Genomic DNA, 23,473 nt, shown 5'->3' with positions numbered 1-23,473 from the left:
CCCGGTGAGGCCCGTGAGGCCGACCTGGGTGTGGCCTCCGGCAACGGCAAGGGGCAGATCTTCGTCAAGGGGCAGGTCATCAAGACCGTCCCGGAATCGAAGATCGTGGAGACCCTGATCGAGGAGGCCATGAAGATCGCCGAGCAGATGGGGCACGACGACGCCGCGGCCGGCGGCCGCACCGGCACCGGGACACCGACAGTCACAGTGAGTTGAAGTACGGCACGGACCGAGAGGGGGCCCAGCGTGACCATTCTGGAGAGCATCCGGGGACCACGCGACCTGAAGGCGCTGTCCGAGGCGGAACTGGGTGAACTGTCCGACGAGATACGCGAGTTCCTGGTGCGAGCGGTCGCCAGGACCGGCGGTCACCTCGGGCCCAACCTGGGCGTGGTGGAACTCACCGTCGCGCTGCACCGGGTCTTCGAGTCGCCGGTCGACCGGATCCTGTGGGACACAGGTCACCAGAGTTATGTGCACAAACTCCTGACGGGGCGTCAGGACTTCTCCAAGCTGCGCGGCAAGGGAGGGCTGTCCGGCTACCCGGCACGGGACGAGTCCGAGCACGACGTCATCGAGAACAGCCACGCCTCCACGGCGCTCGGCTGGGCCGACGGACTCGCCAAGGCCCGCCAGGTGCAGGGCGAGACGGGACACGTCGTCGCCGTCATCGGGGACGGCGCGCTGACCGGCGGTATGGCCTGGGAGGCGCTGAACAACATCGCGGCCGCCCGGGACCGGCCGCTGATCATCGTCGTCAACGACAACGAGCGCTCCTACGCGCCGACCATCGGCGGCCTCGCCAACCACCTGGCGACCCTGCGCACCACCGACGGCTACGAGAAGGTCCTGGCCTGGGGCAAGGACGTCCTCCAGCGCACCCCGGTCGTCGGCAACACCCTCTACGAGTCGCTGCACGGCGCGAAGAAGGGCTTCAAGGACGCGTTCGCGCCGCAGGGCATGTTCGAGGACCTGGGACTGAAGTACCTCGGCCCGATCGACGGACACGACATCAAGGCCGTCGAGTCGGCGCTGCGCCGGGCCAAACGCTTCCACGGCCCCGTCCTGGTCCACTGCCTCACCGAGAAGGGCCGCGGCTACGAACCCGCCCTCGCCCACGAGGAGGACCACTTCCACACCGTGGGCGTGATGGACCCGCTCACCTGCGAGCCGCTCACCCCCGCCGGCGGGCCGTCCTGGACCTCCGTGTTCGGCGACGAGATCGTGAAGATCGGCGAGGAGCGGGACGACGTCGTGGCGATCACCGCCGCCATGCTGCACCCGGTGGGCCTCGGCAAGTTCGCCGAGCGCTTCCCGGACCGGGTGTGGGACGTGGGCATCGCCGAGCAGCACGCGGTCGTCTCGGCGGCCGGGCTCGCCACCGGCGGTCTGCACCCGGTCGTCGCCGTCTACGCCACCTTCCTCAACCGCGCCTTCGACCAGCTCCTGATGGACGTGGCCCTGCACCGCTGCGGGGTCACCTTCGTCCTGGACCGGGCCGGAGTGACCGGCGTCGACGGGGCCTCCCACAACGGCATGTGGGACATGTCCGTCCTCCAGGTCGTGCCCGGCCTCAGGATCGCCGCGCCGCGCGACGCCGACCAGCTGCGCGCCCAGCTGCGCGAGGCCGTCGCCGTCGACGACGCGCCGACCCTGGTCCGTTTCCCCAAGGAGTCGGCCGGCCCGCGGATCGAGGCCATGGGCCGCGTCGGCGGCATGGACGTGCTGCACCGGGCGGAGCGGCGCGACGTGCTGCTGGTCGCCGTCGGCGTGATGGCGCCGGTGTGCCTCCAGGCCGCCGAACTGCTCCAGGCGCGGGGCATCGGCTGCACCGTCGTCGACCCGCGCTGGGTCAAGCCCGTCGATCCGGCGCTGCCGGGCCTGGCCGCCGGGCACCGGCTGGTGGCCGTGGTCGAGGACAACAGCCGTGCGTCCGGTGTCGGCGCCGCGGTCGCCCTGGCGCTCGGTGACGCCGAAGTCGACGTACCGGTACGGAGGTTCGGCATCCCGGAGCAGTTCCTCGCGCACGCCAAGCGCGGGGAGGTACTGGCCGACATCGGGCTCACCCCGGTCGAGGTCGCCGGACGGATCGGCGCGAGCCTGGCCGTGCGGGAGCGGGCCGGGACGATCCCGGCGCAGGACGGCGCCGGGGCCGTCATGGCAGTCAAGGAGACAACCGAATGACCACGGAGTTCGACCTCGGCGCCCTGCTGTCCGAGCGCGGCGCCGAGCGCTACGAGCTGCACGCCAGGCACCTCAACCACCAACTGCCGCGCATGCTGCACACCATCGGCTTCGACAAGGTCTACGAGCGGGCCGAGGGCGCGTACTTCTGGGACGCGGAGGGCAACGACTACCTGGACATGCTCTCCGGGTTCGGGGTGATGGGCCTGGGCCGCCATCACCCCGTCGTCCGCAAGGCGCTGCACGACGTGCTGGACGCCCAGCTCGCCGACCTCACCCGCTTCGACTGCCAGCCGCTGCCGGGGCTGCTGGCCGAGCGGCTGCTCGCGCACAGCCCGCACCTGGACCGGGTGTTCTTCGGCAACAGCGGCACGGAGGCGGTGGAGACCGCGCTGAAGTTCGCCCGCCGCGCCACCGGCAGGCCGCGGATCCTGTACTGCGAGCACTCCTTCCACGGCCTGACCGCCGGCTCGCTGTCCGTCAACGGCGAGGAGGGCTTCCGGGACGGGTTCGCCCCGCTGCTGCCCGACACCGCCGTCCCGCTCGGCGACCTCGACGCGCTCGAGCGGGAGCTGAGGAAGGGCGACGTGGCCGCCCTGATCGTCGAGCCGATCCAGGGCAAGGGCGTGCACGAGGCCCCGCCCGGCTGGCTGCGCTCCGCGCAGGAGCTGCTGCACCGGCACAAGGCGCTGCTCATCGCCGACGAGGTGCAGACCGGCCTGGGTCGCACCGGCGACTTCTACGCCTACCAGCACGAGGACGGAGTCGAGCCCGACCTGGTCTGCGTGGCCAAGGCCCTGTCCGGCGGCTATGTGCCGGTGAGCGCGACCCTCGGCAGGGACTGGATCTTCAAGAAGGTCTACTCCTCGATCGACCGGGTGCTGGTCCACTCGGCGAGCTTCGGGTCCAACGCCCAGGCCATGGCGGCGGGGCTGGCCGTGCTGTCCGTGATGGAGAACGAGCAGATCGTGGCCAACGCGCGGGCCACGGGCGAGCTGCTGAAGTCCCGGCTGGCGGCGCTCACCGACCGGTACGAGCTGCTCGCCGACGTGCGCGGCCGGGGCCTGATGATCGGCATCGAGTTCGGCCGGCCGAGGTCGCTGAAACTGCGCGGGCGCTGGACCATGCTCCAGGCGGCCCGCAAGGGACTGTTCGCGCAGATGGTGGTCGTCCCGCTGCTGCAGCGGCACCGTATCCTGACCCAGGTCTCCGGCGACCACCTGGAGGTGATCAAGCTGATCCCGCCGCTGGTCGTCGGGGAGACGGAGGTCGACCGGTTCGTGGACGCCTTCACCGCCGTGATGGACGACGCGCACGGCGGCGGGCTGATGTGGGACTTCGGAAAGACGCTGGTCAAGCAGGCCGTCGCCAACCGGTGAGCGGAGCCGGACAAAGGCTTTGCCTCTGAGGCAAGGAATTTGCCTTAGGGGCAAAGTGGCGCTGAAATGGAGGTATGAGCCCTCCAGAGTCCCAGCCCTCGGCGGGGCAGGCCGCGGACCTGCCCGCCGTCGCGCCGCAACTGCGTGCGCTGCGCCGCCGTGCCGCACTGACCCTGGAGGCCGCGGCCCGCGCCGCCGGACTGTCGCCCGCCCATCTCTCCCGCCTGGAGACCGGGCAGCGCCAGCCCTCGCTGCCGATGCTGCTCGCGCTCGCCCGTGTCTACGGTACGACCGTCTCCGAACTGCTCGGCGAGACCGTCGCCGACCGGGACGCGGTCGTGCGCGCCGAGGACATGGAGCCGACGCGGGCCGGCGGCTGGACGTACTGGCAGGCCGGCGCGTCCGGCCGCGGGATGCAGGCCCTGCGGGTCCGCGTCCCGCACGGCTCCCAGGGCGACATCGTGCGCGTGCACCCCGGCGAGGAGTGGCTGTACGTCCTCAAGGGGCACCTCAGGCTCCGCCTCGGGGACGCCACGCACCTGCTCGTGCCGGGCACCAGTGCGCACTTCGACTCGCTGACCCCGCACCGCATCGCGGCCGAGAGCCCGGACGGGGTCGAGCTCCTCTTCGTCCACACCCTGTTGCAGAGTCCCACGGCCGCGCTGTGCCTGGGCCCCCACATCGGAGACATGCCATGAGCAACCTGGAAGAGAAGTTCCCGCGCGCCCTGTGGGTCCGGCTCGTCATCTACACCGTCGTCGGGCACTTCTTCGCCGGGTTCGTCTGGTTCCTGTTCTCGGTCGGCGGCTCCAAGTGACGGCCCATGTGACGGGCCGTCAGTCCAGCAGGCGCTCGCGCAGCCGCTCCCGGGTGTCGGGAGCCAGCCGCAGCCCCCGCTCCAGATAGGAGTCGACGCCGCCCCAGGTCTCCTCGATGGTCTCCAGGGCCGCCGCCAGGTACTCGGCACGCGCCTCGAACAGAGGGCTGAGCAGGTCCATGACCTCGGGGGAGTAGGCCGCGGCCGAGGTGTTGCTGCGGTGCACCTTGTAGCGGCGGTGCTTGGCGTTCGACTCCAGGTAGTCGGCGAGGATCGCGTCCCGCTCCACGCCGAGGGCGAGAAGGGTCACGGCGATCGACAGGCCCGCGCGGTCCTTGCCCGCCGCACAGTGCATCAGGACCGGCACGCAGTCCTCGGCGAGCGCGTGCAGCACCCGGGAGTGCTCGCCGGTGCGCTCCTTGATGAGCACGCGGTAGGACGCGATCATCCGGTGCGCGCCCTTGCCGTCGTCCAGGACGGAGCGCAGCTCGTCGAGGTCTCCGTCGCGGACCATCTTCCAGAACTCGGCCCCGTCGGCCGGGTCGCTCAGCGGCAGGTTCACATGGCGCACACCCGGCAGTTCGACGTCCGGACCCTCCAACTTCACATCGGCCGCGTTGCGGAAGTCGAAGATCGTGTGCAGGCCCAGCGAGCCGAGGAAGGACGCGTCCTCGTCCGTCGCGTGCGCGAGATGGCCACTGCGGAACAGCATCCCGTGCCGCACCCGCCGGCCGTCCACGGTCGGCAGCCCGCCCACATCACGGAAGTTGCGCACTGCGGCCAGCTCGGGCTCGGTCGAGGGGACCTGCTGCGTCACGGGGACTCCTCCCTTTCGGTCCCGCCGTCACGGCGCGTCGGCGGGCACGGCTTCGACCATACGACATGGCTTCCCGGGGCAACGGGGGTTGTCCACGGGCGTTGCCCCGGCGCCCGCGCGCCTCGATGATGTCGGTGCGTGCGCGGACCTGTTCGGACCTGTGGGGGGGGCGGAACATGCTGGAGACCGCCGACGACGGCCGCACCTGGCTGCTGACCGGGCCCACGAGCGGCTACGCCGTCCATCTCACCGAACGCGGCGAACTGCTCCACCTGCACTGGGGCCCGAGGATCACCCTCGCCGACGCCGAGGCCCTTGCCGCCCGTCCGCTGCCGGACGCCCGGCCCTTCGAGTCCCCACTCGACGGACACGAGGAGTACCCGGTCGAGGGCGGCCCCCGCTTCGTACGGCCCGCGCTGTCCGTGCGCACGCCGAACGGCGCGGCACCGAGTGGACCTTCGGGGTGTACCGGACCGAGGGCGACGAACTGCGGCTGCAGTTCCACGACTCGGGGCTGGACATCACACTCCGCTACCGGATGCGCGGGGACGTCGTCGAGCGCCGGGTCACCCTCGCCAACCGGGGGCCCGAAGCCGTGGAAGTGCTGCGCGCCGACTCCGCCACCTGGACCCTGCCCGACCGCGAGGGCTGGCGGCTGTCCCAGCTGCACGGCCGCTGGGCCGCCGAGTCCCGCCTGGTGCGCAGCGGCCTCACCTGCGGCGAGAAGGTCCTCGGCAGCCGCCGCGGCCACACTGGCCACCAGCACCTGCCGTGGGTCGCCCTGGACACCGACGCCACCGAGGAGCACGGCGAGGTCTACGGCTGCGCCCTGGGCTGGTCCGGCTCCTGGCGCCAGCTCCCGGACGCGCGCGTGCAGATCACCGGGGGCGCCGGGCACGACGACTCGGGGCTGCTGATGCTCCCGGCCGGAGAGACGTACACCAGCCCCGTCTTCGCCGGACTGTGGAGCGACGGCGGACACGGCGGCGCGAGCCGCTGGCACGCCTACCCGCCGTGTGTTCTACAACTCCTGGGAGGCCATCGGGTTCGACATCTCCGAGGAGCAGCAGGGGGCGCTCGCGCGGCGGGCGGCGGCGATCGGCGTGGAACTGTTCGTCGTCGACGACGGCTGGTTCGGCGCCCGCACCAGCGACCGTGCCGGGCTCGGCGACTGGTGGCCCAACCCCGACCGGTTCCCCGGCGGCCTGAAGCCGCTCGCCGACCAGGTGCACGGCCTCGGCATGGGGTTCGGCATCTGGGTCGAGCCGGAGATGGTCAACCCCGACAGCGACCTGTACCGCGCGCACCCCGACTGGGTGCAGCACCAACCGGGGCGCACGCGGACGGAGTTCCGGAACCAGCTCGTCCTCAACCTCGCGCGCGAGGACGTGCGCGAGCATCTGTGGGAGCGGCTGCACGGTCTGCTCTCCGGCGCCCCGATCGACTATGTGAAGTGGGACTTCAACCGCTGCTTCACCGACGCGGGCTGGCCCGGCGAGCCGTACCCGCAGCGGCTGTGGACCGACCATGTGCGCGCGCTGTACGCCCTGCTGGACCGGCTGCGGGCCGCGCACCCCGGCGTCGCCTTCGAGTCCTGCTCGGGCGGCGGCGGCCGGATCGACCTCGGCGTCCTGTCCCGTACGGAGGGTCCGCGTATTCCCGCCGGGGGCGATCGGCCGAAGTGGCTTTTCTCACCGGCCGTCAATCCCTTCCTACGGTCGCGTAGGTCACATTCGAAGGTGAATCATGGGCCGACGTGGCAGACGATTCGAAGAGTGACAGCAGATCAGTGATCGGGTCGTACGTGGCGGTGGGGGACAGCTTCACCGAGGGCGTCGGCGACCCCGGCCCCGACGGGGCGTTCGTCGGCTGGGCCGACCGCTTCGCCGTCCTGCTCGCCGACCGGCGGCCCGAGGGCGGCTTCCAGTACATCAACCTCGCCGTGCGCGGGAGACTGCTCGACCAGATCGTGGCGGACCAGGTCTCACGGGCCGTCGAACTCGCCCCCGACCTGGTCTCGTTCTGCGCCGGCGGCAACGACATCATCCGCCCCGGCACCGACCCGGACGAGGTGGCCGAGCGCTTCGAGGAGGCGGTCTCGCGGCTCGCCGCCGTCTCGGGCACCGTCATGGTGACCACCGGCTTCGACACGCGGGGCGTGCCCCTGCTCAAGCATCTGCGCGGCGAGATCGCCACGTACAACGGGCATGTACGGGCCATCGCCGACCGCTACGACTGCCCGGTGCTCGACCTGTGGTCGCTGAAGGCCGTCCAGGACCGCCGCGCCTGGGACGACGACCGCCTGCACCTCTCGCCCGACGGGCACACGCGCGTGGCGCTGCGCGCCGGCCAGGTCCTCGGACTCGACGTCCCGGCCGACCCGGAGCAGCCCTGGCCGCCGCTGCCGCCCCGCGGCACGCTGGAGGTCCGCCGCGACGACGTGCACTGGGCGCGCGAGTACCTGGTGCCGTGGATCGGCCGCCGACTGCGCGGCGAGTCCTCCGGCGACCACGTGACGGCCAAGGGCGCCCTGTCCCCCGACGCCATCAGGACCCGGATCGCGTCGGTGGCCTGAACCCACAGAGACCCAACGCCTCCCACCCGGGCCCGGCACCTGGGCGGAGCCGCATCCGGCTCCGCTCGCGGGAGCCCGTGCCGCATCCGGCTCCGGCACGGGGGCCCGCCTCGCCGCTCGTCGGCCGCGGGGCGGTTCCGTCCGGCGGGGCCGTCGGACACGGGGTGGGACCGCCGCGCTACGGACGGTGGAGCGGGCCCGGCGTCACCCACTGTCCCTGCCGGGGCCGCTGCCGGCCGCCTCGTCGGGCTGCATCGGGCCGGGGATGCGGGAGTCTGCACCGCGGCTCGTCGGCGGGGGCGGCCGTTCCGTCCGGCGGGGCCGTCGCACGCGGGGTGGGACCGCCGGGCTCCGGGCGGCGGGCTTGTCCCCATCACCCTCCGTGCCGGGGCCCCTGTCGGCCGCCTCGTCGGGCTGCATCGGGCCGGGGATGCGGGAGTCTGCACCGCGGCTCGTCGGCGGGGGCGGCCGTTCCGTCCGGCAGGGTGGTGGGTCGCGGGGTGGGATCGCCGGGAGTCTGGCAGCCGCCGCCCGTCAGCCGCGGTGCTGTCCCGTCCGGGAAGCCGTGGGATGCGGGGTGGCACCGCCGGGATCGGGGGGGGCGGAACGCGGCCGCCGGTATCCGCTCTCCGCGCCTGGGCCGGTGACGGCCGCTTCGTCCGGCCGCCGCCCCAAGCCCACGGCCGTCCCGTCCGGTGGCGCTGCCCGGATCCGGGCGGCGGAACGTGCCCGCCGGCCTTCCTTTGCGTCGGGCCGGTGACGGACGCCTTCCGCTGCCAGGGGAGGCTCCGGGCATCCAGGCTCGATCCGCCCTTCAGCCCTGGGCCGTCCTCGTCGGCCGTATCAGCGCGGGGCGCTGTGGGCCGTGTGCGAGCGGAGGCTTGTCACGCGCTCACCCAGCTTGGTCGCCGGGGCCGCACGCGGTCAGGGCGAGACCCGGCCCTCGGCGGCAGTGCCGGGGCCGGGGTGCCGTGTCGGTGCGTTGTCCGTGGCCCGTGCGGATTCCGGGACCTCGCAGGAGTCCTTGAAGCCCTGGCTCGTCAGGCCCAGTGCGGAGTTCATGCGTGAGCGCAGGTTCTCGACCGCGACCACCGCCGTCAGCTCGACCAGGGCCGGCTCGCCCAGCCGGTCGCGCAGGCGGGCGGCCAGGTCGTCGTCCACCGTGGGCGGCGTGGCCGTCATGGCCTCGGCGTACGCGAGGACGTCGCGCTCCAGCGGCGTATAGGCGTCGCTGTCCCGCCATGCTGGGACGTCGTGCAGCTTCTCGGGCGCCATGCCGCGCTCCCGGGCGACCCAGTAGCCGAAGTCCATGCACCACGAGCAGCCGATCGCCGCCGCCGACGCCATCTCGGCGAGCGCCTTCAGATCGGGGTCGAGCCTGTTCCACTTCGCCAGCGACTGCTCGAACCGCAGATCGCTCCACAGGACCCGCGGATTGTGCGCGAGCGCCCGGGCGGGGTCCAGCACCTTGCCGTAGACGCGCCTGCTGTACCACTCGACCAGGCGGAACAAGCGGGTGCGGGGCGGGGTGAGCGAGACGCGGGCCATGGCGGCCACCTCCAGTTGCATCGGTTCCGTGAGCACCTCGCGGGTGCCTGCACCGGTACGACGGACGGGAGCGCGCCGGTGTGACATCCGGACCGTCGGAGGGGCCCGACATAATGGAAAGCCTGACCGACTCCACCTGGAGGTAGCGTGGCAGGATTCCGTCCTTCGAACCCGGGGCTCCGTGCACTGCGGCCCGAGGCCTTCGGCGCCGACCCCAGCGGAGAGCGCATGGCGCGCATCCGCAGATCACCCCATTTCAAGGACGGCGTCTTCCAAAACCCCGGGGGTCCCGCCCGGACCCGGCCCTCCGGCTCGACGCCGGCCTTCGCGAGGCGCTACCTCGACAAGGACGAGCGCCGCCGCCGCGCCCCGCGCGGCACCGTGCCCATGCACGCCACCACACTCGCCGACCTGGCGAAACCCGCGGCCAGCGGTCTGCGGCTGACCTGGATGGGACATTCCAGCGTCCTCGCGGAGATCGACGGGCAGCGGGTGCTCTTCGACCCCGTGTGGGGCGAGCGATGCTCGCCGTTCCCCTTCGTCGGGCCCCGGCGGCTGCACCCGGTGCCGCTGCCGCTGGCCGCGCTCGGCCCGGTCGACGTCGTCGTCATCTCCCACGACCACTATGACCACCTGGACCTGCCCACCATCAAGGCGCTGGCCGGCACGGACACTGTGTTCGCCGTACCCCTCGGCGTCGGCGCCCACCTGGAGCACTGGGGCGTGTCCGCCGACCGCCTGCGCGAACTGGACTGGCACGAGGCCACCAGGGTCGGCGGGCTCACCCTCACCGCGACCCCCGCCCGCCACTTCTGCGGCCGGGCCCTGCGCAACACCCAGCACACCCTGTGGGCCTCCTGGGCCGTCGAGGGCGAGGAGCACCGGATCTACCACAGCGGTGACACCGGCTACTTCGACGGCTTCCGGCAGATCGGCGCGGACCACGGCCCGTTCGACGCGACGATGATCCAGATCGGCGCGTACTCCGAGTTCTGGCCGGACATCCACATGACGCCCGAGGAGGGGGTCCGAGCCCACCTCGACCTGCAGGGGAACACGCCGTCCGGTGTGCTGCTGCCGATCCACTGGGGCACCTTCACCCTCGCCCCGCACGCCTGGGCCGAGCCCGGCGAGTGGACCAAGGACGCCGCCGAGGCGGCGGGGCAGGCAGTGGCGCTCCCGCGGCCGGGGGAGCCTTTCGAGCCCTCGGGCAAGGTGCCCGCGGAGCCGTGGTGGCGGCCGGTGTCCGCGCCCCTCTCCCACCCGTGGCACAGCGCCAAGGAGCCGGAGGCCGCCCCGACCGCGCCGGCCGCGCCGACCGTCCCGAGCGATCTCGATCTCGCCGGCGAGCGGTGACGCCGGATCCGGGTGACTCCCAGGTTCTGACGCGGCGGTCCCCGGCCGGGGCCGTGAGGTGGTGGTGCCGGTGGCCGTCGGGCTCGCTCCCGGCCCGGTCGGCCTGAGCGCGGACCGACACAGCGCGTGACGGTGCCGAAGGCGCTGGTCGGGCAGGGGAGGGGCCGAGATCGTTCCGGCCGGACGAGGCGGGACGAGGCGGGACGAGGCTGGACGAGGCCGCATGGACGGCGGGGCCGGAGGGGCTATGCCTCTCCGGCCCCGCCGTCCGTTCGTGACCGGTTCTGACCAGGTGGGATCGATGTATTTCGGTTCGCTGGTGTGTGGCGGCGCGGGTGCTCGCTCTGTCGTGCGAACGCTCATACCAGAGCGGGACGTTTCCCGGGGGATTTCGTTAACTGTCCACCTTGCTTGGCGCGTTGGTGACTACTGTGAGTGGCCGTGGGGCGACGCGGGGCCGTACACGCGCCGCTGTCGACCGGCACCGCGATGGCGCATGCCCGCTCGCGCCCCGGGCGCGAGTACACAGGCCCGACGGACCCGTACGAGGAACAGATGTCTCACCTCCGTGCACCGGCCGCCCGCGCAGACCGCCGTGAGGGCGGGCGGCACGGGCGCCCGGTCACCCGCACCGTCTGCTCGCTGCCCGAGACCCGTCTACGGCCGCGGCTGCTGCGCCTGGCGGTGCTGCCGCCGACCTCGGTCGCGCTCAGCGCCGGCGCGGCCGTGCTCTTCACCGTGCGCTCCACCGGCGCACGCCCCGGTCTCGTCCTGTGGGCCGTGCTCGCCGGAGCGTTCGCAGTCACGCTCGCGGGCATCGCGATCGCCGCCGTCGCCGCTGGCCGGGCCGCCCGGTCGGTGCACGACCGGATCGGCGTCCTGCGCCGCGGCACCGCGCGCCGCGAGGCCGAACTGCGCGCCCTCGTCGACGCCCTGCGCCAGGGCGAGGCCCCGCCGCGGCGCACGTCGCGCGGCGGCCCGCCGGAGTACGCCGACGAGGTCGACCTGCTCGCCGCCGACCTGGCGCGCGCCCACGACGGGGCCGTCGCCGCCGTCGTGCAGGCCGCCCAGCTGTCCAGCCAGACGGGCAGCGAACAGAAACTGGAGGTCTTCGTCAATCTCGCCCGGCGCCTCCAGTCCCTGGTGCACCGGGAGATCTCCACCCTCGACGAGCTGGAGAACGACATCGAGGACCCGGACCTGCTCAAGGGCATCTTCCATGTCGACCACCTCGCCACCCGGGTCCGCCGGCACGCCGAGAACCTCGCCGTACTCGGCGGCGCCGTCTCCCGGCGCCAGTGGAGCAACCCGGTCTGCATGACGGAGGTGCTGCGCTCGGCCATCGCCGAGGTCGAGCAGTACTCGCGGGTCAAGCTCGCCCCGCCGATCGAGGGGCGGCTGCGCGGCCACGCCGTCGCCGACGTGATCCATCTGCTGGCCGAACTCGTCGAGAACGCCACGCTGTTCTCCGCCCCGCAGACCCAGGTCCTGCTGCATGCCAACCTCGTCACCTCAGGACTCGCGGTGGAGGTCGAGGACCGGGGCCTGGGCATGCCGGTCGGCGAGCAGGTCCGGATGAACGCCCTGCTGGCAGACCCCGACCAGGTCAACGTCGCGAGCCTGCTCGCCGACGGCCGCATCGGGCTGTACGTGGTCTCCCAGCTCGCCAGGCGGCACGGCATCACCGTCCGCCTGCAGACCAACATCTACGGCGGTGTGCAGGCGGTCGTCGTCGTGCCGCAGGCACTGCTGGGAACGTCGACGGGAGCCTCCGGCACGTCATTCGGGGCGCTGGACACCGGCATGCGGCCCGCGGCCCCGGCGCCGTACCCGTCGAGCGCCGCTCCGTCGCTCCCGGACGGCGGACACGCGCACGCTGTCCCACCGGCCCTGAACGGCGGCGGCACCCACCGCGCCCCGGCCGTGTCCGGCGGTCGCGGGGAGCCTGTGCGAGGCATGCACGGCAACGGCGTACGACCCGCGCCGAGCCCCGTCACCGGCCTGCTCGGCGCCCCCGCCCGCCCCGGCGACACGCGCCGACGCGACGGCGGGATGCACCCCGTGGCGGGCGCCGGTGCCCACGACGCGGGTCGCGTCGCCGGCGCGTACGGAGGCGTTCTGCCGCCGCCCGTCGTATCCCGCGTGAACGGCGACGCCGGACCCGTCACGCCTGTGTCGGGGGGCGACACGCCCATGTCCGTGCCTGGGCCCGTGTCTGGGGGCGAGATGCCTGTGTCCATGCCTGGGCCGATGTCCGGTGGCGACATGCCGGTGTCCGTACCCGCCCCGATGTCCGGGGGTGACACGCCCATGTCCAAACCCATGCCCATGCCTGGGCCTGTGTCTGGGGGCGACACACCTGTGCCCGTACCCGCGCCCGCTCCCGGGAGCCACACGCCCATGCCCATGCCCCTGTCCAGGGGCGACACGCCACCCCCCGCACCCGGCGGCGATCTGCTGCCCGCCCCCGCCCCCGTCCCCATCTCGCCCGGCGACGACGTGCGGTCCGTCGAGTCCGCCAACGGCGATCACCTCGATCCCCTGCCGCGGCGAACGGCGCGCGAAGGGCAGGACACTCCCGCGGAGGCCGTGCCGGGCATCCGGCCCGCCGAGCGGGCCGCCGCGGCGGCGGACTTCGGTGAGCCCCCCGTTCCGCGCGCCGGAGCGGTGCGCGGAACCATGGAGAAGCCCCAACTGCCCCGGCGGCGCGCCCAGGAGCACCTCGTGCCGCAACTGCGCGGTGGTCCGCTGCCGCGCCAGGAATCCGAGTACGTCGTCGGCCACGACCCCGGGCTGATGGCGGCCTTCCGGCGCGGGATGGGACGCGCCGAGACGGAGCAGCGCCGGGAGCCGGCCGCCGCGGAGCCGGCCCGCCCGCACGAGCCGCACCCGCCGGGCGGCGCCCGCCCCCTGGACGCGTCCGGGCCGGCGGAGACGCGGCCCGTGCTCCTGCCAGGGCAGCACCTCACCCTCCGGCACGACGGGAGCGAGCCGGCCGAATGACCAGTCCGCCCAGCCCCGCCACCACTCCCGACCCCAGCGCTTGCGCAGACCTTCGGACCCCAAGGAGTCGATCCACCATGGCGAGCGATGTGCCGACCGGCCGTGTCTCCGACCTCGACTGGCTGATGAGTGGCCTCGTGCAGCGCGTACCGCACACCACCAGCGCGGTCCTGCTGTCCTGCGACGGGCTGGTGAAGTCCGTCCACGGCCTCGACCACGACAGCGCCGACCACATGGCCGCCCTGGCCTCCGGCCTGTACTCCCTCGGCCGCAGCGCCGGCGTCCGCTTCGGCGACGGCGGCGAGGTGCGGCAGGTCGTCGTCGAACTCGACTCGACGCTGCTGTTCGTCACCACCGCCGGTACCGGCACCTGCCTCGCCGTGCTCGCCGGCCGCGAGGCCGACGCGGCGGTGCTGGGCTACGAGATGGCGATGCTGGTCAAGAGCGTCCGCCCCTACCTCGAGACCGCGCCCCGGCAGCATTCCGTCGAATCCCGGGCGCTGCGGCCTTGAGCGCGGCGGCGGCCGGCGACAGGCCCTGGCTCGACGACGCGGCCGGACGGCTGGTGCGCCCCTTCACCGTCAGCGACGGCCGCACCCGGCCCAGCATCGCGCTCGACCTCATGTCGCAGGTGATGGCCACCGGGGTGACACCGCTGGCCTACCTCGGCCCGGAGCACGGCCAGGCACTCGACCTGTGCCGCGGACCCCTCCCCGTTGCCGAGGTCGCCGCCCATCTGAAGCTGCCGGCCGTGGTGACCAAGGTGCTGCTGTCCGACCTCGTCGACTGCGGGGCGCTGACCACCAGGCCCCCCGCGTACCAACACCACCCCACCGACCGGGCTCTTCTGGAGGCAGTGCTCGATGGACTACGACGACAGCTCTGACTACGACGGCGGCCTCGATCCCTTCCCCACCGCGCTGAAGATCCTGGTGGCGGGAGGGTTCGGGGTGGGCAAGACGACCTTCGTCGGCGCGGTCAGCGAGATCGCGCCGCTGAGCACGGAGGAGTTGCTCACCACGGTCAGCGCGGCCACGGACAACCTGGACGGCGTGGAGCACAAGGTCGAGACGACCGTCGCGATGGACTTCGGCCGCATCACCCTCGACCCGCAGCACGTGCTCTACCTGTTCGGCACACCCGGCCAGGAACGGTTCTGGTTCATGTGGGACGAGCTGTGCGAGGGCGCCCTGGGCGCGGTGATCCTCGCCGACACCCGCAGGCTGGAGGAGTGCTTCGCCGCCGTCGACTTCTTCGAACGGCGCGGCCTCGCATTCGTCGTCGGGGTCAACGAGTTCGACGGCGCCCACCGCTACGACCCGGAGGAGGTGCGGGCGGCCCTCGATCTCGACCCGCGGATCCCCGTGGTCCCCTGCGACGCCCGTATCTCCAGTTCGGGCATCCAGACCCTGCTGACCCTCGTCCGGCATCTCATCGCCCACGCACCCGCCGTCCCCGCACCGAGCCAGGGCGCGCACAGGTGACCCCGGCACACTGATCCCCGCACACCGTCACGGAGCCCGTACATGACATACGCCGACAGCGACGGAGCCCGGCCATGAGCTACGACCCGCCCCGCCCGGCCGGTCGCCTGCTGCTGACCCCCGAGGACAAAGAGGCCCCCGCCCGCACCGAGCGACTGCGGCGCCTGGGCCTGGGGGAGCGGCCCGAGCCCGCCCTCGATGCCTACGCCGACCGCCTCGCCGCGTTCACCCGGGCGCCGTACGCGATGGTCAACTTCCTCGGCGTGGAAGGGCACTTCTTCGCCGGACTGCACCGGCCCGAACGCGACGTCCTGACCGTCGACACCGGCGCCGACGGTGACGGAAGCCGGCGTGAACTAGGCCGCCGCCTGGCCCGCGACCACGGCTTCTGCCCGCATGTCGTGGTGCGGCGCAAGGCGCTGGTGCTGGAGGACGTCAGCGACTACCCGCGGTTCGCGGGCAACCCGATCGTGGACGAGTTCGGCATCCGCTCCTATCTGGGCGCCCCGCTGATCGACAGTACGCAGATGGTGCTGGGCACGGTGTGCGTCGTCGACGTCGAGCCGCGGCCGTGGGGCAGGGAGGGGCTTCGGACCATCAAGGCGGCCGCGGCGGAACTCGCCCCGCGGCTGGAGCGCCGGGAGACCGAGGGCTTCCTGTTCTGACGGCCGGGCGAAGGCCTCGCACCGGGCGCGAGCGCGCTCGCGGACGGCGTGAAGCGGAGCTGTGGCCGCGTTTAAGAAATCCTCGATGGACCAGCGTGCCGCAGTACGGCAGATTGCTAACGGAATCCACCCCTCTCCCCGGACGCGGGCTGCCCCGGCATGCCCGGACCCGGGGCCGGAACCACAGGAGCGGTAGCGTTGAAGGCGCTGGTCAAGCAGAAGGCGGAGCCCGGGTTGTGGCTCGCGGACGTCCCCGAGCCCGCCATCGGACCCGGCGACGTACTGATCAAGGTCCTGCGGACCGGCATCTGCGGCACCGACTTGCACATCCGGGCCTGGGACGGCTGGGCCCAGCAGGCGATCCGCACCCCGCTCGTGGTCGGGCACGAGTTCGTCGGCGAGGTCGTCGAGACCGGCGCCGACGTCACCGACATCAAGCCCGGTGACCGGGTCAGCGGCGAGGGCCACCTGGTGTGCGGCAAGTGCCGCAACTGCCTGGCTGGACGCCGCCACCTGTGCCGGGCCACCGTCGGACTCGGCGTGGGACGCGACGGCGCGTTCGCCGAGTACGTCGCCCTGCCCGCCGCCAACGTCTGGGTGCACCGCGTCCCCGTCGACCTCGACATCGCCGCGATCTTCGACCCGTTCGGCAACGCCGTGCACACCGCGCTGTCCTTCCCGCTGGTGGGCGAGGACGTCCTGATCACCGGCGCCGGCCCGATCGGCCTGATGGCGGCCGCCGTCGCGCGGCACGCGGGCGCGCGCAACGTCGTCATCACCGACGTGAGCGAGGAGCGGCTGGAACTGGCCCGCAAGATCGGCGTGAGCCTCGCTCTCGACGTCTCCCGGGACACGATCGCCGGGGGGCAGCGCACGCTCGGCCTGCGCGAGGGCTTCGACGTCGGCCTGGAGATGTCCGGCCGCCCCGAGGCGATGCGCGACATGATCGCGAACATGACGCACGGCAGCAAGATCGCCATGCTCGGCCTGCCCGCCCAGGAGTTCCCCGTCGACTGGGCCCGCGTCGTCACCTCGATGATCACCATCAAGGGCATCTACGGCCGGGAGATGTTCGAGACCTGGTACGCCATGTCGGTGCTGCTGGAGGGCGGCCTCGACCTCGCCCCCGTCGTCACCGGCCGATACGGCTACGAGGACTTCGAGACGGCCTTCGCCGACGCCGCGAGCGGCAAGGGCGGAAAGATCATCCTCGACTGGACCGTGTGACCGCGTACCCCCTTCTTCCGCCGCTCTTCCGCCGGCACCTTCAAGGAGCACCCTGATGTTCGACTCCGTGCGCGACGACCTGCGCGCCACCCTCGACGAGATCCGCGCCGCCGGGCTGCACAAGCCCGAGCGGGTCATCGGCACCCCGCAGTCCGCGACCGTCGAGGTCACCGCGGGCGGCCGTCCCGGCGAGGTCCTCAACTTCTGCGCCAACAATTACCTCGGCCTCGCCGACCACCCCGAGGTCGTCGCCGCCGCCCACGAGGCCCTGGACCGCTGGGGCTACGGCATGGCCTCCGTGCGCTTCATCTGCGGCACCCAGGAGGTGCACAAGGAGCTGGAGGCCCGGCTGTCGTCGTTCCTCGGCCAGGAGGACACGATCCTCTACTCCTCCTGCTTCGACGCCAACGGTGGCGTGTTCGAGACGCTGCTCGGCCCGGAGGACGCGGTCATCTCCGACGCCCTCAACCACGCCTCGATCATCGACGGCATCCGGCTGTCCAAGGCCCGCCGCTTCCGCTACGCCAACCGCGATCTCGCGGACCTGGAGCGGCAGTTGAAGGAGGCCACCGAGGGCGGGGCGCGCCGCAAGCTGGTCGTCACCGACGGCGTGTTCTCGATGGACGGCTATGTGGCGCCGCTGCGCGAGATCTGCGACCTGGCCGACCGCTACGACGCCATGGTCATGGTCGACGACTCCCACGCCGTCGGCTTCGTCGGCCCCGGCGGCCGCGGCACCCCCGAACTGCACGGTGTCATGGACCGCGTGGACATCATCACCGGCACCCTCGGCAAGGCGCTCGGCGGCGCCTCCGGCGGCTACGTCGCCGCCCGCGCCGAGATCGTCGCCCTGCTGCGCCAGCGCTCCCGGCCGTACCTGTTCTCCAACACGCTCGCCCCGGTGATCGCGGCGGCCTCCCTGAAGGTGCTGGACCTGCTGGAGTCCGCGGACGACCTGCGGGTCCGGCTCGCCGAGAACACCGCGCTGTTCCGCCGCCGGATGACCGAGGAGGGCTTCGACATCCTCCCCGGCGACCACGCCATCGCCCCGGTGATGATCGGTGACGCGGCCAGGGCGGGCCGTATGGCGGAGCTGCTGCTCGAGCGCGGCGTGTACGTGATCGGCTTCTCCTACCCGGTCGTGCCGCAGGGTCAGGCCCGCATCCGCGTGCAGCTGTCCGCGGCGCACTCCACCGAGGACGTGAACCGCGTGGTGGACGCGTTCGTCGCGGCGCGCGCCGAGCTGGAGGGCTGAGCCGGAGGCCGACCGGTCGCAGGTCTTGCGATAATCGGTCGCATGATCGAAGCGCGGCGGCTGCACATCCTCCGTGCGGTGGCCGACCACCGCACGGTGACAGCCGCTGCCGCCGCGCTCTACCTCACGCCCTCGGCCGTCTCACAGCAGCTCACGGCCCTGGAGCAGGAGACCGGCCACCGGCTGGTCGAGCGCGGCGCCAAGGGCGTACGGCTGACACCGGCCGGAGAGATCCTGCTCAGCCACACCAACGCGGTCCTCGCCCAGCTGGAGCGGGCGGAGGCCGAACTCGCCGCCTACGGCTCCGGCGAGGCCGGCACGGTGACGGTCGCCGCCTTCGCCACCGGCATCGCGCAGGTGGTGGCGCCCGCGGTGGCCCGACTGGCGGGGACGGCGCCCGGCATCCGCATCCGCGTGCAGGACGCGGAGGGCGACGCCAGCCTGCCGATGGTGCTGGACCGGCAGGTCGACGTGGCGGTCGCCGTCGAGTACCGGGGCGCGCCGTCCGCCGACGACCCCCGGCTGACCCACGTACCGCTGTACGCCGAGCCGTTCGACGCGGTCGTCCCAGTCAGTCACCGGCTGGCCGACGCCGCCGAGGTGCCGCTCGCCGAGCTGGCCAAGGACACCTGGATCGGCCCCTATCCCGGCAATCCCTGCCACGACGTGGTCGTCCTGGCCTGCGAGAGCGCGGGCTTCCAGCCCCGTCTGGAACACTCCTCCGACGACTTCCGCGCCGTCGTGGCCCTCGCCTCGGCCGACGCGGGCGTGGCCCTCGTCCCGCGCTCCGCACTGCGCGGCATGGACCTCACGGGCGTGGTCGTCCGCCCCGTGGACGGAGTGGCGCCCACCCGCCGGGTCTTCGCGGCGGTGCGCCGGGGAGCCGAGGGGCACCCGCTGATCCGCCCGGTGCTCCAGGCCCTGGACGAGGCGGCGCGGGCGTAGCGCCCGGCCGCGCCCGGCCGCACCCGGTCTCCTTGGGGATGGCTGTCAGTGCGAGGGGTTAGCGTGCGGGGCATGCCGGATGCCCATGACGTACGCCGTATCGCCCTGTCCCTGCCGGACACCACGGAGAAGATCGCCTGGAGCATGCCCACGTTCCGGGTCGCGGGGAAGATGTTCGCCACACTGCCGGAGGAGGAGACCTCCATCGCCGTGCGCTGTCCCAAGGAAGAGCGCGACGAACTGGTCCTGGCCGAGCCGGAGAAGTTCTGGATCGCCGGCCACGAGGCGCAGTTCGCCTGGGTACGGGTCCGGCTCGCGGCGCTGGAGGACGAGGACGAGCTGCGTGACATCCTCGCCGACTCCTGGCGCCAGGCGGCTCCGCCGCGGCTGCTGGAGGCCCATCCCGGGCTGGGACTGCCCACCGCCCGCTGAAAACCCCTCGGGCGTTGTCGGTGGGCCGTGGCATGATCCGGAGGCAGTGGGGCCGGCCGGCGCGGGAGGGGCCGCGGTCGGCCGGGGAGTGGGGGATCGGTCGGGGAGGGGAGCGTCGGAGGGATGACCGGGACGTCGTCGCAGTCGTCGCCGGGGGAGGCGGCGGGGCGGGATGACCTCGTTGCCGGGGCCGGGGCCGGAGCTGGGGCCGGGATTCGAGTGGAAGCCGGGGCTGAAGTCGGCGACGGCGGTCGCGTGCGGCCGGTGTGGTCGCGGGACTTCGCGCTGTTCTTCGTCGCGCGGGCGGTCGCCCGGCTCGGCGACACCATGCTGCCGGTCGCGCTCGCCGCGGGCCTGCTCCAGCACGGGTACGGCGCGGGCGCGGTCGGCCTCGCCATGGCCTCGACGGCCGCCGCCTTCGCCGGGCTCGTGGTCTTCGGCGGGGTCATCGCCGACCGGTTCAGCACCCGCAAGCTGATGATCGGCGCCGACCTGGTGCGGCTCGGCACCCAGGCCCTGGCCGCCGTGCTGTTCTACTCCGGGCACGTGGTGCTCTGGGAGATCTGCGTGATCGGCCTCGTCAACGGCGTGGCGGGCGCCGTGTTCCAGCCCGGCGTGGCCAGTACGGTGCCCCGGCTCGCCTCCGACGTCCAGGCGGCCAACGGCGCCATACGGATCGCGGAGTCCGCGGCCCAGCTCGCGGGCCCCGCCGCCGCGGGCCTGCTCGTCGGCTTCGCCTCACCCGGCGGGGTGTTCGCGGCGCACGCCGCCACCTACGGGGTCAGCGCCCTGTGCCTGCTCCTGCTCCGGCTGCCCCCGCTCATCCGGACCGGCGCCCCCGACCGCACCCCGGACGGCACCGCGACCGGTGCCTTCAAAGCGGATCTGGTCGAAGGATGGCGGGAGTTCAGGGCCCGGACCTGGCTCTGGGGCGTCATCGCCGTGTGGTGCCTCTACATGATCGCGGTCTGGGGCCCGACCGTCCCGCTGGTGGCCACCGAAGTGGTCCAGCAGCACGGCCCGCGCGCCTACGGCCTGATCAACTCCGCCCTCGGCGCCGGCACCGTCGTCGGCGGCTTCCTCGCCCTGCGGCTGCGTCCCCGCCGTATGCTGCGCGCCGGCGCGTTCGCCCTGTTCGCCTTCGTCGGCTTCCCGGCGACGGTCGGGGCCGGCTTCGGGGTGCCGGCCATGGCGGCGGGCGCCGCCGTCGCCGGGGCGGGCATGTCGTTCTGGGGCGTGATGTGGGCGACCAGCGTCCAGACCCAGGTCCCGTCCGACGTCCTCAATCGCATCCACGCCTACGACGTGGCGGGCTCCCTCGCCATGATGCCCGTGGGCCAGGCCCTGGCCGGTCCCGCCGCCACCGCCCTGGGTGCGGACCACGTGTTGCTGGTGTCCGCCGCGATGAGCCTCGTCGTGCCGACGGCCCTGCTGGCGGTGCCCGCGATACGCGGCCTGATACGGGCCGACGCGCGCGGCGCCCACCGCCCGCACGCGCAGGACGGGACTGCGGACGCGGCCCCCGGGCGCACGCACCCCGAGCGGCGCTGACGACGGCGACTCCGGCCCGGCCACCGCTGCACGGCCTCCGCCGCACGGCCTCCGCGCGGACGCCTTCAGGCGCCCGAGGTGTCCGCGGCGTCCGAGGTGCCCATGGTGCCCGCCCCGGCCCGGGTCCCGAGGAACGCCGAGATCCGCTCCCGCAACGACCGGGCGTCGAGCCCGTGCGCGGCGGTGTGCTCCTCGGCGGTTCCGTAGCGCCGCAGTTCGGCGCGGCCCACACCGAGCCCCAGGATGCGGTGCGGGACGTCGCGGAGCGCGTCGTTCGCCGCCGAGGTCGACGTGCCCGCGAGGTACGGCTCGACCAGGACGACGTCCGTACCGGCCGCCTGGGTGGCCCGGCGCAGCGCGGCCGCGTCGAAGGGCCGTACGGTCGTCGCGTACAGCACCGTGACGTCCAGGCCCTCCGTCGCGGTGAGCACCGTGTCGAGCAGGGGACCGACGGCGACCACCACACCCGAGCGGCCCTCGCGGACCGTCGCGAAGTGCTCGCCGTCGACCGGGCGGCGGTGCGCGTTCGACTGCACGGACAGCCGTACGTAGACCTTGTCGTCGCCCGCGGCGACCGCGTGCCGCAGCAGCGTCTCGGCCTCGTCCGGGTGCCCGGGCACATGGACGGTCCAGCCGTCCAGGGTGTCGAGCAGCGCCACGTCGCCCGGTGCCATGTGGGTGTAGCCGCCCGCGGGCCAGTCGAAGGAGGCGGCGGCGCTGACCAGCACCGCGCCCGCGCCCTGGTGCCCGAGATCCAGTTTGACCTGCTCGAAGGGGCGCTCGACGAGGAAGCTCGCGAAGGTGTGCAGCACCGGTCGCATCCCGGTCAGCGCCAGCCCGGCGCCGACGCCGACGAGGAGCTGCTCGCGGATGCCGACGTTGATCACCCGGTCGGGATGTCGGCGCCGTGCGTCGGCGAAGCCGTCCTTGCCGATCTCGGCGATGACGACCGCCACCCGCGGATCCTCGTCGAGCAGGCGCGAGACGGCCGGTGCGAGACGGTCACGCATGGTGTCCATGGAGGTCGAGCCCTTCTGTGTCGGGAAATCGGGGGAAAGCCGCGGGGAGAGTCGGGGGGAGACGGAGGCCTGCTCAGCGGTTACGGCTCAGGGGTTCTTCGGCTCCACCCGGGCCACCACCACGTGCGGGCGGCCCGGATGCGGCGCGGTGAACGCGGCGTACAGGGCCTCGTGGTCGCGGCCGTCGATGCTCGCCGTCGACCAGCCCGCCGCCTCGAAACGGGCCGCGATCCCGCCGGGACGGGCATGGCTGGCGGAGGCGTTGTCGACGACGACGGTGTGCAGCTGTTCGAGCCCCGCGGGCCCGGCGTACGCGATGGCCTCGTGGTTGCTGCCCTCGTCCAACTCGGCGTCCCCGGTCAGCACCCACACCCGGGGCCGGTTCAGCCCCTGGGCGCGCAGCCCCACGGCCGTGCCGACGGCGATGGGCAGTCCGTGGCCGAGCGACCCGCTGCCGATCTCGACGCCCGGCACCAGCGTGCGGTCCGGATGGTGGCCGAGCGGCGAGTCGTAGGCGCCGAAGTCCGGCAACCAGTCGACCGGCACGAAGCCCTTCGCGGCGAGCACCGCGTAGTACGCCATCGGGCCGTGCCCCTTCGACAGCAGGAAACGGTCCCGCTCCGGGTCGTCCCGCTGCTCCGGGCGGACCCTGAGCACCCGGTCGTAGAGCACCCAGAGCACGTCCAGCGTGGACGTGGCCGCCGGGCCGTGCTTCTCGTCGCCCGTCATAAGACCCATCAGCCGGGGCAGGTCGGCGTAACCGCGGGCGCGTTCGGTCTCCTCGGTGGTCGTCATGCCGACGATGGTGCGACCTCAACCAAACTTGAGGTCAAGTCCCGTCGTCCCGACACCGCCCGGACCAAAACCCGTGCGCGACCACCGACCTGAGTGCGGTATTGTTTTCCTGCGCGTTCGGCCAGGGGAAACCCCAGGTCAGATGGGCAACGGGACGTGGCGCAGCTTGGTAGCGCACTTGACTGGGGGTCAAGGGGTCGCAGGTTCAAATCCTGTCGTCCCGACTTGCGAAGAGGCAGGTCGAGGGTCGTATCAGAGTGATCTGGTACGGCCCTTTCGGTTTTCCTGCCGACGTGCCCGCGACGTGCCGCCCGAAGGAGACATCGTGACCCTCATCGAACCGAACGCCGTCGAGCTGCGGCATCTGGAGCGCGCGGTCGAGCTGGCCGCCGAGGCGGTGCGGGCCGGGGACGAGCCGTTC

Annotated in this window: 21 protein-coding genes, 1 tRNA gene and 1 pseudogene; 19 read left to right on the top strand and 4 right to left on the bottom strand. The window is 73.0% G+C overall.

Features of this window, described 5'->3' with window-relative positions:
- The 5 genes from ACWEK3_RS39090 to ACWEK3_RS39070 all read left to right on the top strand — a co-directional run.
- Window positions 1–216 (top strand): flavodoxin-dependent (E)-4-hydroxy-3-methylbut-2-enyl-diphosphate synthase (locus ACWEK3_RS39090; RefSeq protein WP_450547386.1); only part of this gene is annotated, 216 nt, incomplete at its 5' end.
- 30 nt (window positions 217–246) lie between these two features.
- Window positions 247–2,184 carry a 1-deoxy-D-xylulose-5-phosphate synthase gene (dxs, locus tag ACWEK3_RS39085; protein WP_453251929.1) on the top strand — a complete coding sequence of 646 codons (1,938 nt, stop codon included), beginning with the start codon at window positions 247–249 and terminating at the stop codon, window positions 2,182–2,184.
- Window positions 2,181–3,563: an aspartate aminotransferase family protein gene (locus ACWEK3_RS39080; RefSeq protein WP_450547388.1), complete on the top strand. Its 1,383-nt coding sequence runs from the start codon at window positions 2,181–2,183 to the stop codon at window positions 3,561–3,563. Before dxs ends, ACWEK3_RS39080 begins: the two co-directional genes overlap by 4 nt.
- Before the next feature lie 74 nt (window positions 3,564–3,637).
- On the top strand, window positions 3,638–4,261 hold the full coding sequence (locus ACWEK3_RS39075) for a helix-turn-helix domain-containing protein (RefSeq protein ID WP_450547389.1): 624 nt from the start codon (window positions 3,638–3,640) through the stop codon (window positions 4,259–4,261).
- On the top strand, window positions 4,258–4,380 hold the full coding sequence (locus ACWEK3_RS39070) for a DUF6126 family protein (protein ID WP_141356258.1): 123 nt from the start codon (window positions 4,258–4,260) through the stop codon (window positions 4,378–4,380). Before ACWEK3_RS39075 ends, ACWEK3_RS39070 begins: the two co-directional genes overlap by 4 nt.
- Before the next feature lie 19 nt (window positions 4,381–4,399).
- Here ACWEK3_RS39070 and ACWEK3_RS39065 read toward each other — a convergent pair whose 3' ends face one another.
- Window positions 4,400–5,197: a tyrosine-protein phosphatase gene (locus ACWEK3_RS39065; protein ID WP_453251928.1), complete on the bottom strand. Its 798-nt coding sequence runs from the start codon at window positions 5,195–5,197 to the stop codon at window positions 4,400–4,402.
- A gap of 176 nt (window positions 5,198–5,373) precedes the next feature.
- Between ACWEK3_RS39065 and ACWEK3_RS39060 the strand changes: the two are divergent.
- A pseudogene (locus tag ACWEK3_RS39060) lies at window positions 5,374–6,843 on the top strand (alpha-galactosidase); the annotation flags it as partial.
- Window positions 6,844–6,986: 143 nt separating this feature from the next.
- Window positions 6,987–7,772, top strand: coding sequence for an SGNH/GDSL hydrolase family protein (locus tag ACWEK3_RS39055; RefSeq protein WP_453251930.1), 786 nt, complete (start codon window positions 6,987–6,989; stop codon window positions 7,770–7,772).
- 924 nt (window positions 7,773–8,696) lie between these two features.
- On the opposite strand, the gene ACWEK3_RS39050 is transcribed toward ACWEK3_RS39055, so the two are convergent.
- Window positions 8,697–9,341: a carboxymuconolactone decarboxylase family protein gene (locus ACWEK3_RS39050; protein WP_450547391.1), complete on the bottom strand. Its 645-nt coding sequence runs from the start codon at window positions 9,339–9,341 to the stop codon at window positions 8,697–8,699.
- Between the two features lie 126 nt (window positions 9,342–9,467).
- On the opposite strand from ACWEK3_RS39050, the gene ACWEK3_RS39045 reads away from it, so the two are divergent.
- The 11 genes from ACWEK3_RS39045 to ACWEK3_RS38995 all read left to right on the top strand — a co-directional run bounded on the left by ACWEK3_RS39045 (window position 9,468) and on the right by ACWEK3_RS38995 (window position 21,238).
- Window positions 9,468–10,676, top strand: coding sequence for an MBL fold metallo-hydrolase (locus tag ACWEK3_RS39045; RefSeq protein ID WP_450547392.1), 1,209 nt, complete (start codon window positions 9,468–9,470; stop codon window positions 10,674–10,676).
- A gap of 555 nt (window positions 10,677–11,231) precedes the next feature.
- Window positions 11,232–13,679, top strand: a complete 2,448-nt coding sequence (locus ACWEK3_RS39040; protein WP_453251927.1) for an ATP-binding protein — start codon at window positions 11,232–11,234, stop codon at window positions 13,677–13,679.
- A 77-nt stretch (window positions 13,680–13,756) separates the two neighbouring features.
- Window positions 13,757–14,191 carry a roadblock/LC7 domain-containing protein gene (locus ACWEK3_RS39035; RefSeq protein ID WP_390725493.1) on the top strand — a complete coding sequence of 145 codons (435 nt, stop codon included), beginning with the start codon at window positions 13,757–13,759 and terminating at the stop codon, window positions 14,189–14,191.
- Window positions 14,188–14,565, top strand: coding sequence for a DUF742 domain-containing protein (locus tag ACWEK3_RS39030; protein WP_450547282.1), 378 nt, complete (start codon window positions 14,188–14,190; stop codon window positions 14,563–14,565). Before ACWEK3_RS39035 ends, ACWEK3_RS39030 begins: the two co-directional genes overlap by 4 nt.
- Window positions 14,543–15,163, top strand: coding sequence for a GTP-binding protein (locus tag ACWEK3_RS39025; RefSeq protein ID WP_453251926.1), 621 nt, complete (start codon window positions 14,543–14,545; stop codon window positions 15,161–15,163). The genes ACWEK3_RS39030 and ACWEK3_RS39025 overlap by 23 nt, the downstream gene beginning before the upstream one ends.
- Window positions 15,164–15,237: 74 nt before the next feature.
- Window positions 15,238–15,828 carry a GAF domain-containing protein gene (locus ACWEK3_RS39020; protein WP_453251925.1) on the top strand — a complete coding sequence of 197 codons (591 nt, stop codon included), beginning with the start codon at window positions 15,238–15,240 and terminating at the stop codon, window positions 15,826–15,828.
- A 198-nt stretch (window positions 15,829–16,026) separates the two neighbouring features.
- On the top strand, window positions 16,027–17,055 hold the full coding sequence (tdh, locus tag ACWEK3_RS39015) for an L-threonine 3-dehydrogenase (protein WP_453251924.1): 1,029 nt from the start codon (window positions 16,027–16,029) through the stop codon (window positions 17,053–17,055).
- 55 nt (window positions 17,056–17,110) lie between these two features.
- Entirely contained in the window at window positions 17,111–18,310 is a 1,200-nt protein-coding gene (locus tag ACWEK3_RS39010; RefSeq protein WP_450547284.1) for a glycine C-acetyltransferase, read from the top strand.
- Between the two features lie 42 nt (window positions 18,311–18,352).
- Window positions 18,353–19,255, top strand: a complete 903-nt coding sequence (locus tag ACWEK3_RS39005; RefSeq protein WP_390725489.1) for a LysR family transcriptional regulator — start codon at window positions 18,353–18,355, stop codon at window positions 19,253–19,255.
- A 72-nt stretch (window positions 19,256–19,327) separates the two neighbouring features.
- Entirely contained in the window at window positions 19,328–19,687 is a 360-nt protein-coding gene (locus tag ACWEK3_RS39000) for an MmcQ/YjbR family DNA-binding protein (protein ID WP_390874831.1), read from the top strand.
- A gap of 123 nt (window positions 19,688–19,810) precedes the next feature.
- Complete coding sequence (locus tag ACWEK3_RS38995) at window positions 19,811–21,238, top strand: MFS transporter (RefSeq protein ID WP_450547286.1); 1,428 nt, start codon at window positions 19,811–19,813, stop codon at window positions 21,236–21,238.
- A gap of 65 nt (window positions 21,239–21,303) precedes the next feature.
- Here the strand turns inward: ACWEK3_RS38995 and ACWEK3_RS38990 are convergent, their stop codons facing one another.
- Entirely contained in the window at window positions 21,304–22,257 is a 954-nt protein-coding gene (locus ACWEK3_RS38990; RefSeq protein WP_450547287.1) for a transketolase family protein, read from the bottom strand.
- A gap of 87 nt (window positions 22,258–22,344) precedes the next feature.
- Window positions 22,345–23,052 (bottom strand): transketolase, encoded by a 708-nt coding sequence (locus ACWEK3_RS38985; protein WP_453251923.1) that lies wholly within the window; start codon window positions 23,050–23,052, stop codon window positions 22,345–22,347.
- A 150-nt stretch (window positions 23,053–23,202) separates the two neighbouring features.
- Here ACWEK3_RS38985 and ACWEK3_RS38980 point away from each other — a divergent pair.
- Window positions 23,203–23,276, top strand: a tRNA-Pro gene (locus ACWEK3_RS38980).
- The last annotated feature ends 197 nt before the right edge of the window (window positions 23,277–23,473 follow it).

Source organism: Streptomyces sp. NPDC004721, assembly GCF_053601495.1.
Note: the sequence above shows the minus strand (reverse complement) of the source record. Positions and strands in the feature narration are given on the sequence as shown.

Bases quoted from the DNA above. Each gene is read 5' to 3' on its own strand.
- ACWEK3_RS39080 (WP_450547388.1), top strand. From the start codon at position 2,181: ATGACCACGGAGTTCGACCTCGGCGCCCTGCTGTCCGAGCGCGGCGCC.
- ACWEK3_RS39075 (WP_450547389.1), top strand. From the start codon at position 3,638: ATGAGCCCTCCAGAGTCCCAGCCCTCGGCGGGGCAGGCCGCGGACCTG.
- ACWEK3_RS39070 (WP_141356258.1), top strand. From the start codon at position 4,258: ATGAGCAACCTGGAAGAGAAGTTCCCGCGCGCCCTGTGGGTCCGGCTC.
- ACWEK3_RS39050 (WP_450547391.1), bottom strand. From the start codon at position 9,341: ATGCAACTGGAGGTGGCCGCCATGGCCCGCGTCTCGCTCACCCCGCCC.
- ACWEK3_RS39040 (WP_453251927.1), top strand. From the start codon at position 11,232: ATGTCTCACCTCCGTGCACCGGCCGCCCGCGCAGACCGCCGTGAGGGC.
- ACWEK3_RS39035 (WP_390725493.1), top strand. From the start codon at position 13,757: ATGGCGAGCGATGTGCCGACCGGCCGTGTCTCCGACCTCGACTGGCTG.
- ACWEK3_RS39025 (WP_453251926.1), top strand. From the start codon at position 14,543: ATGGACTACGACGACAGCTCTGACTACGACGGCGGCCTCGATCCCTTC.
- ACWEK3_RS39020 (WP_453251925.1), top strand. From the start codon at position 15,238: ATGAGCTACGACCCGCCCCGCCCGGCCGGTCGCCTGCTGCTGACCCCC.
- ACWEK3_RS39010 (WP_450547284.1), top strand. From the start codon at position 17,111: ATGTTCGACTCCGTGCGCGACGACCTGCGCGCCACCCTCGACGAGATC.
- ACWEK3_RS39005 (WP_390725489.1), top strand. From the start codon at position 18,353: ATGATCGAAGCGCGGCGGCTGCACATCCTCCGTGCGGTGGCCGACCAC.
- ACWEK3_RS39000 (WP_390874831.1), top strand. From the start codon at position 19,328: ATGCCGGATGCCCATGACGTACGCCGTATCGCCCTGTCCCTGCCGGAC.
- ACWEK3_RS38995 (WP_450547286.1), top strand. From the start codon at position 19,811: ATGACCGGGACGTCGTCGCAGTCGTCGCCGGGGGAGGCGGCGGGGCGG.
- ACWEK3_RS38990 (WP_450547287.1), bottom strand. From the start codon at position 22,257: ATGGACACCATGCGTGACCGTCTCGCACCGGCCGTCTCGCGCCTGCTC.
- ACWEK3_RS38985 (WP_453251923.1), bottom strand. From the start codon at position 23,052: ATGACGACCACCGAGGAGACCGAACGCGCCCGCGGTTACGCCGACCTG.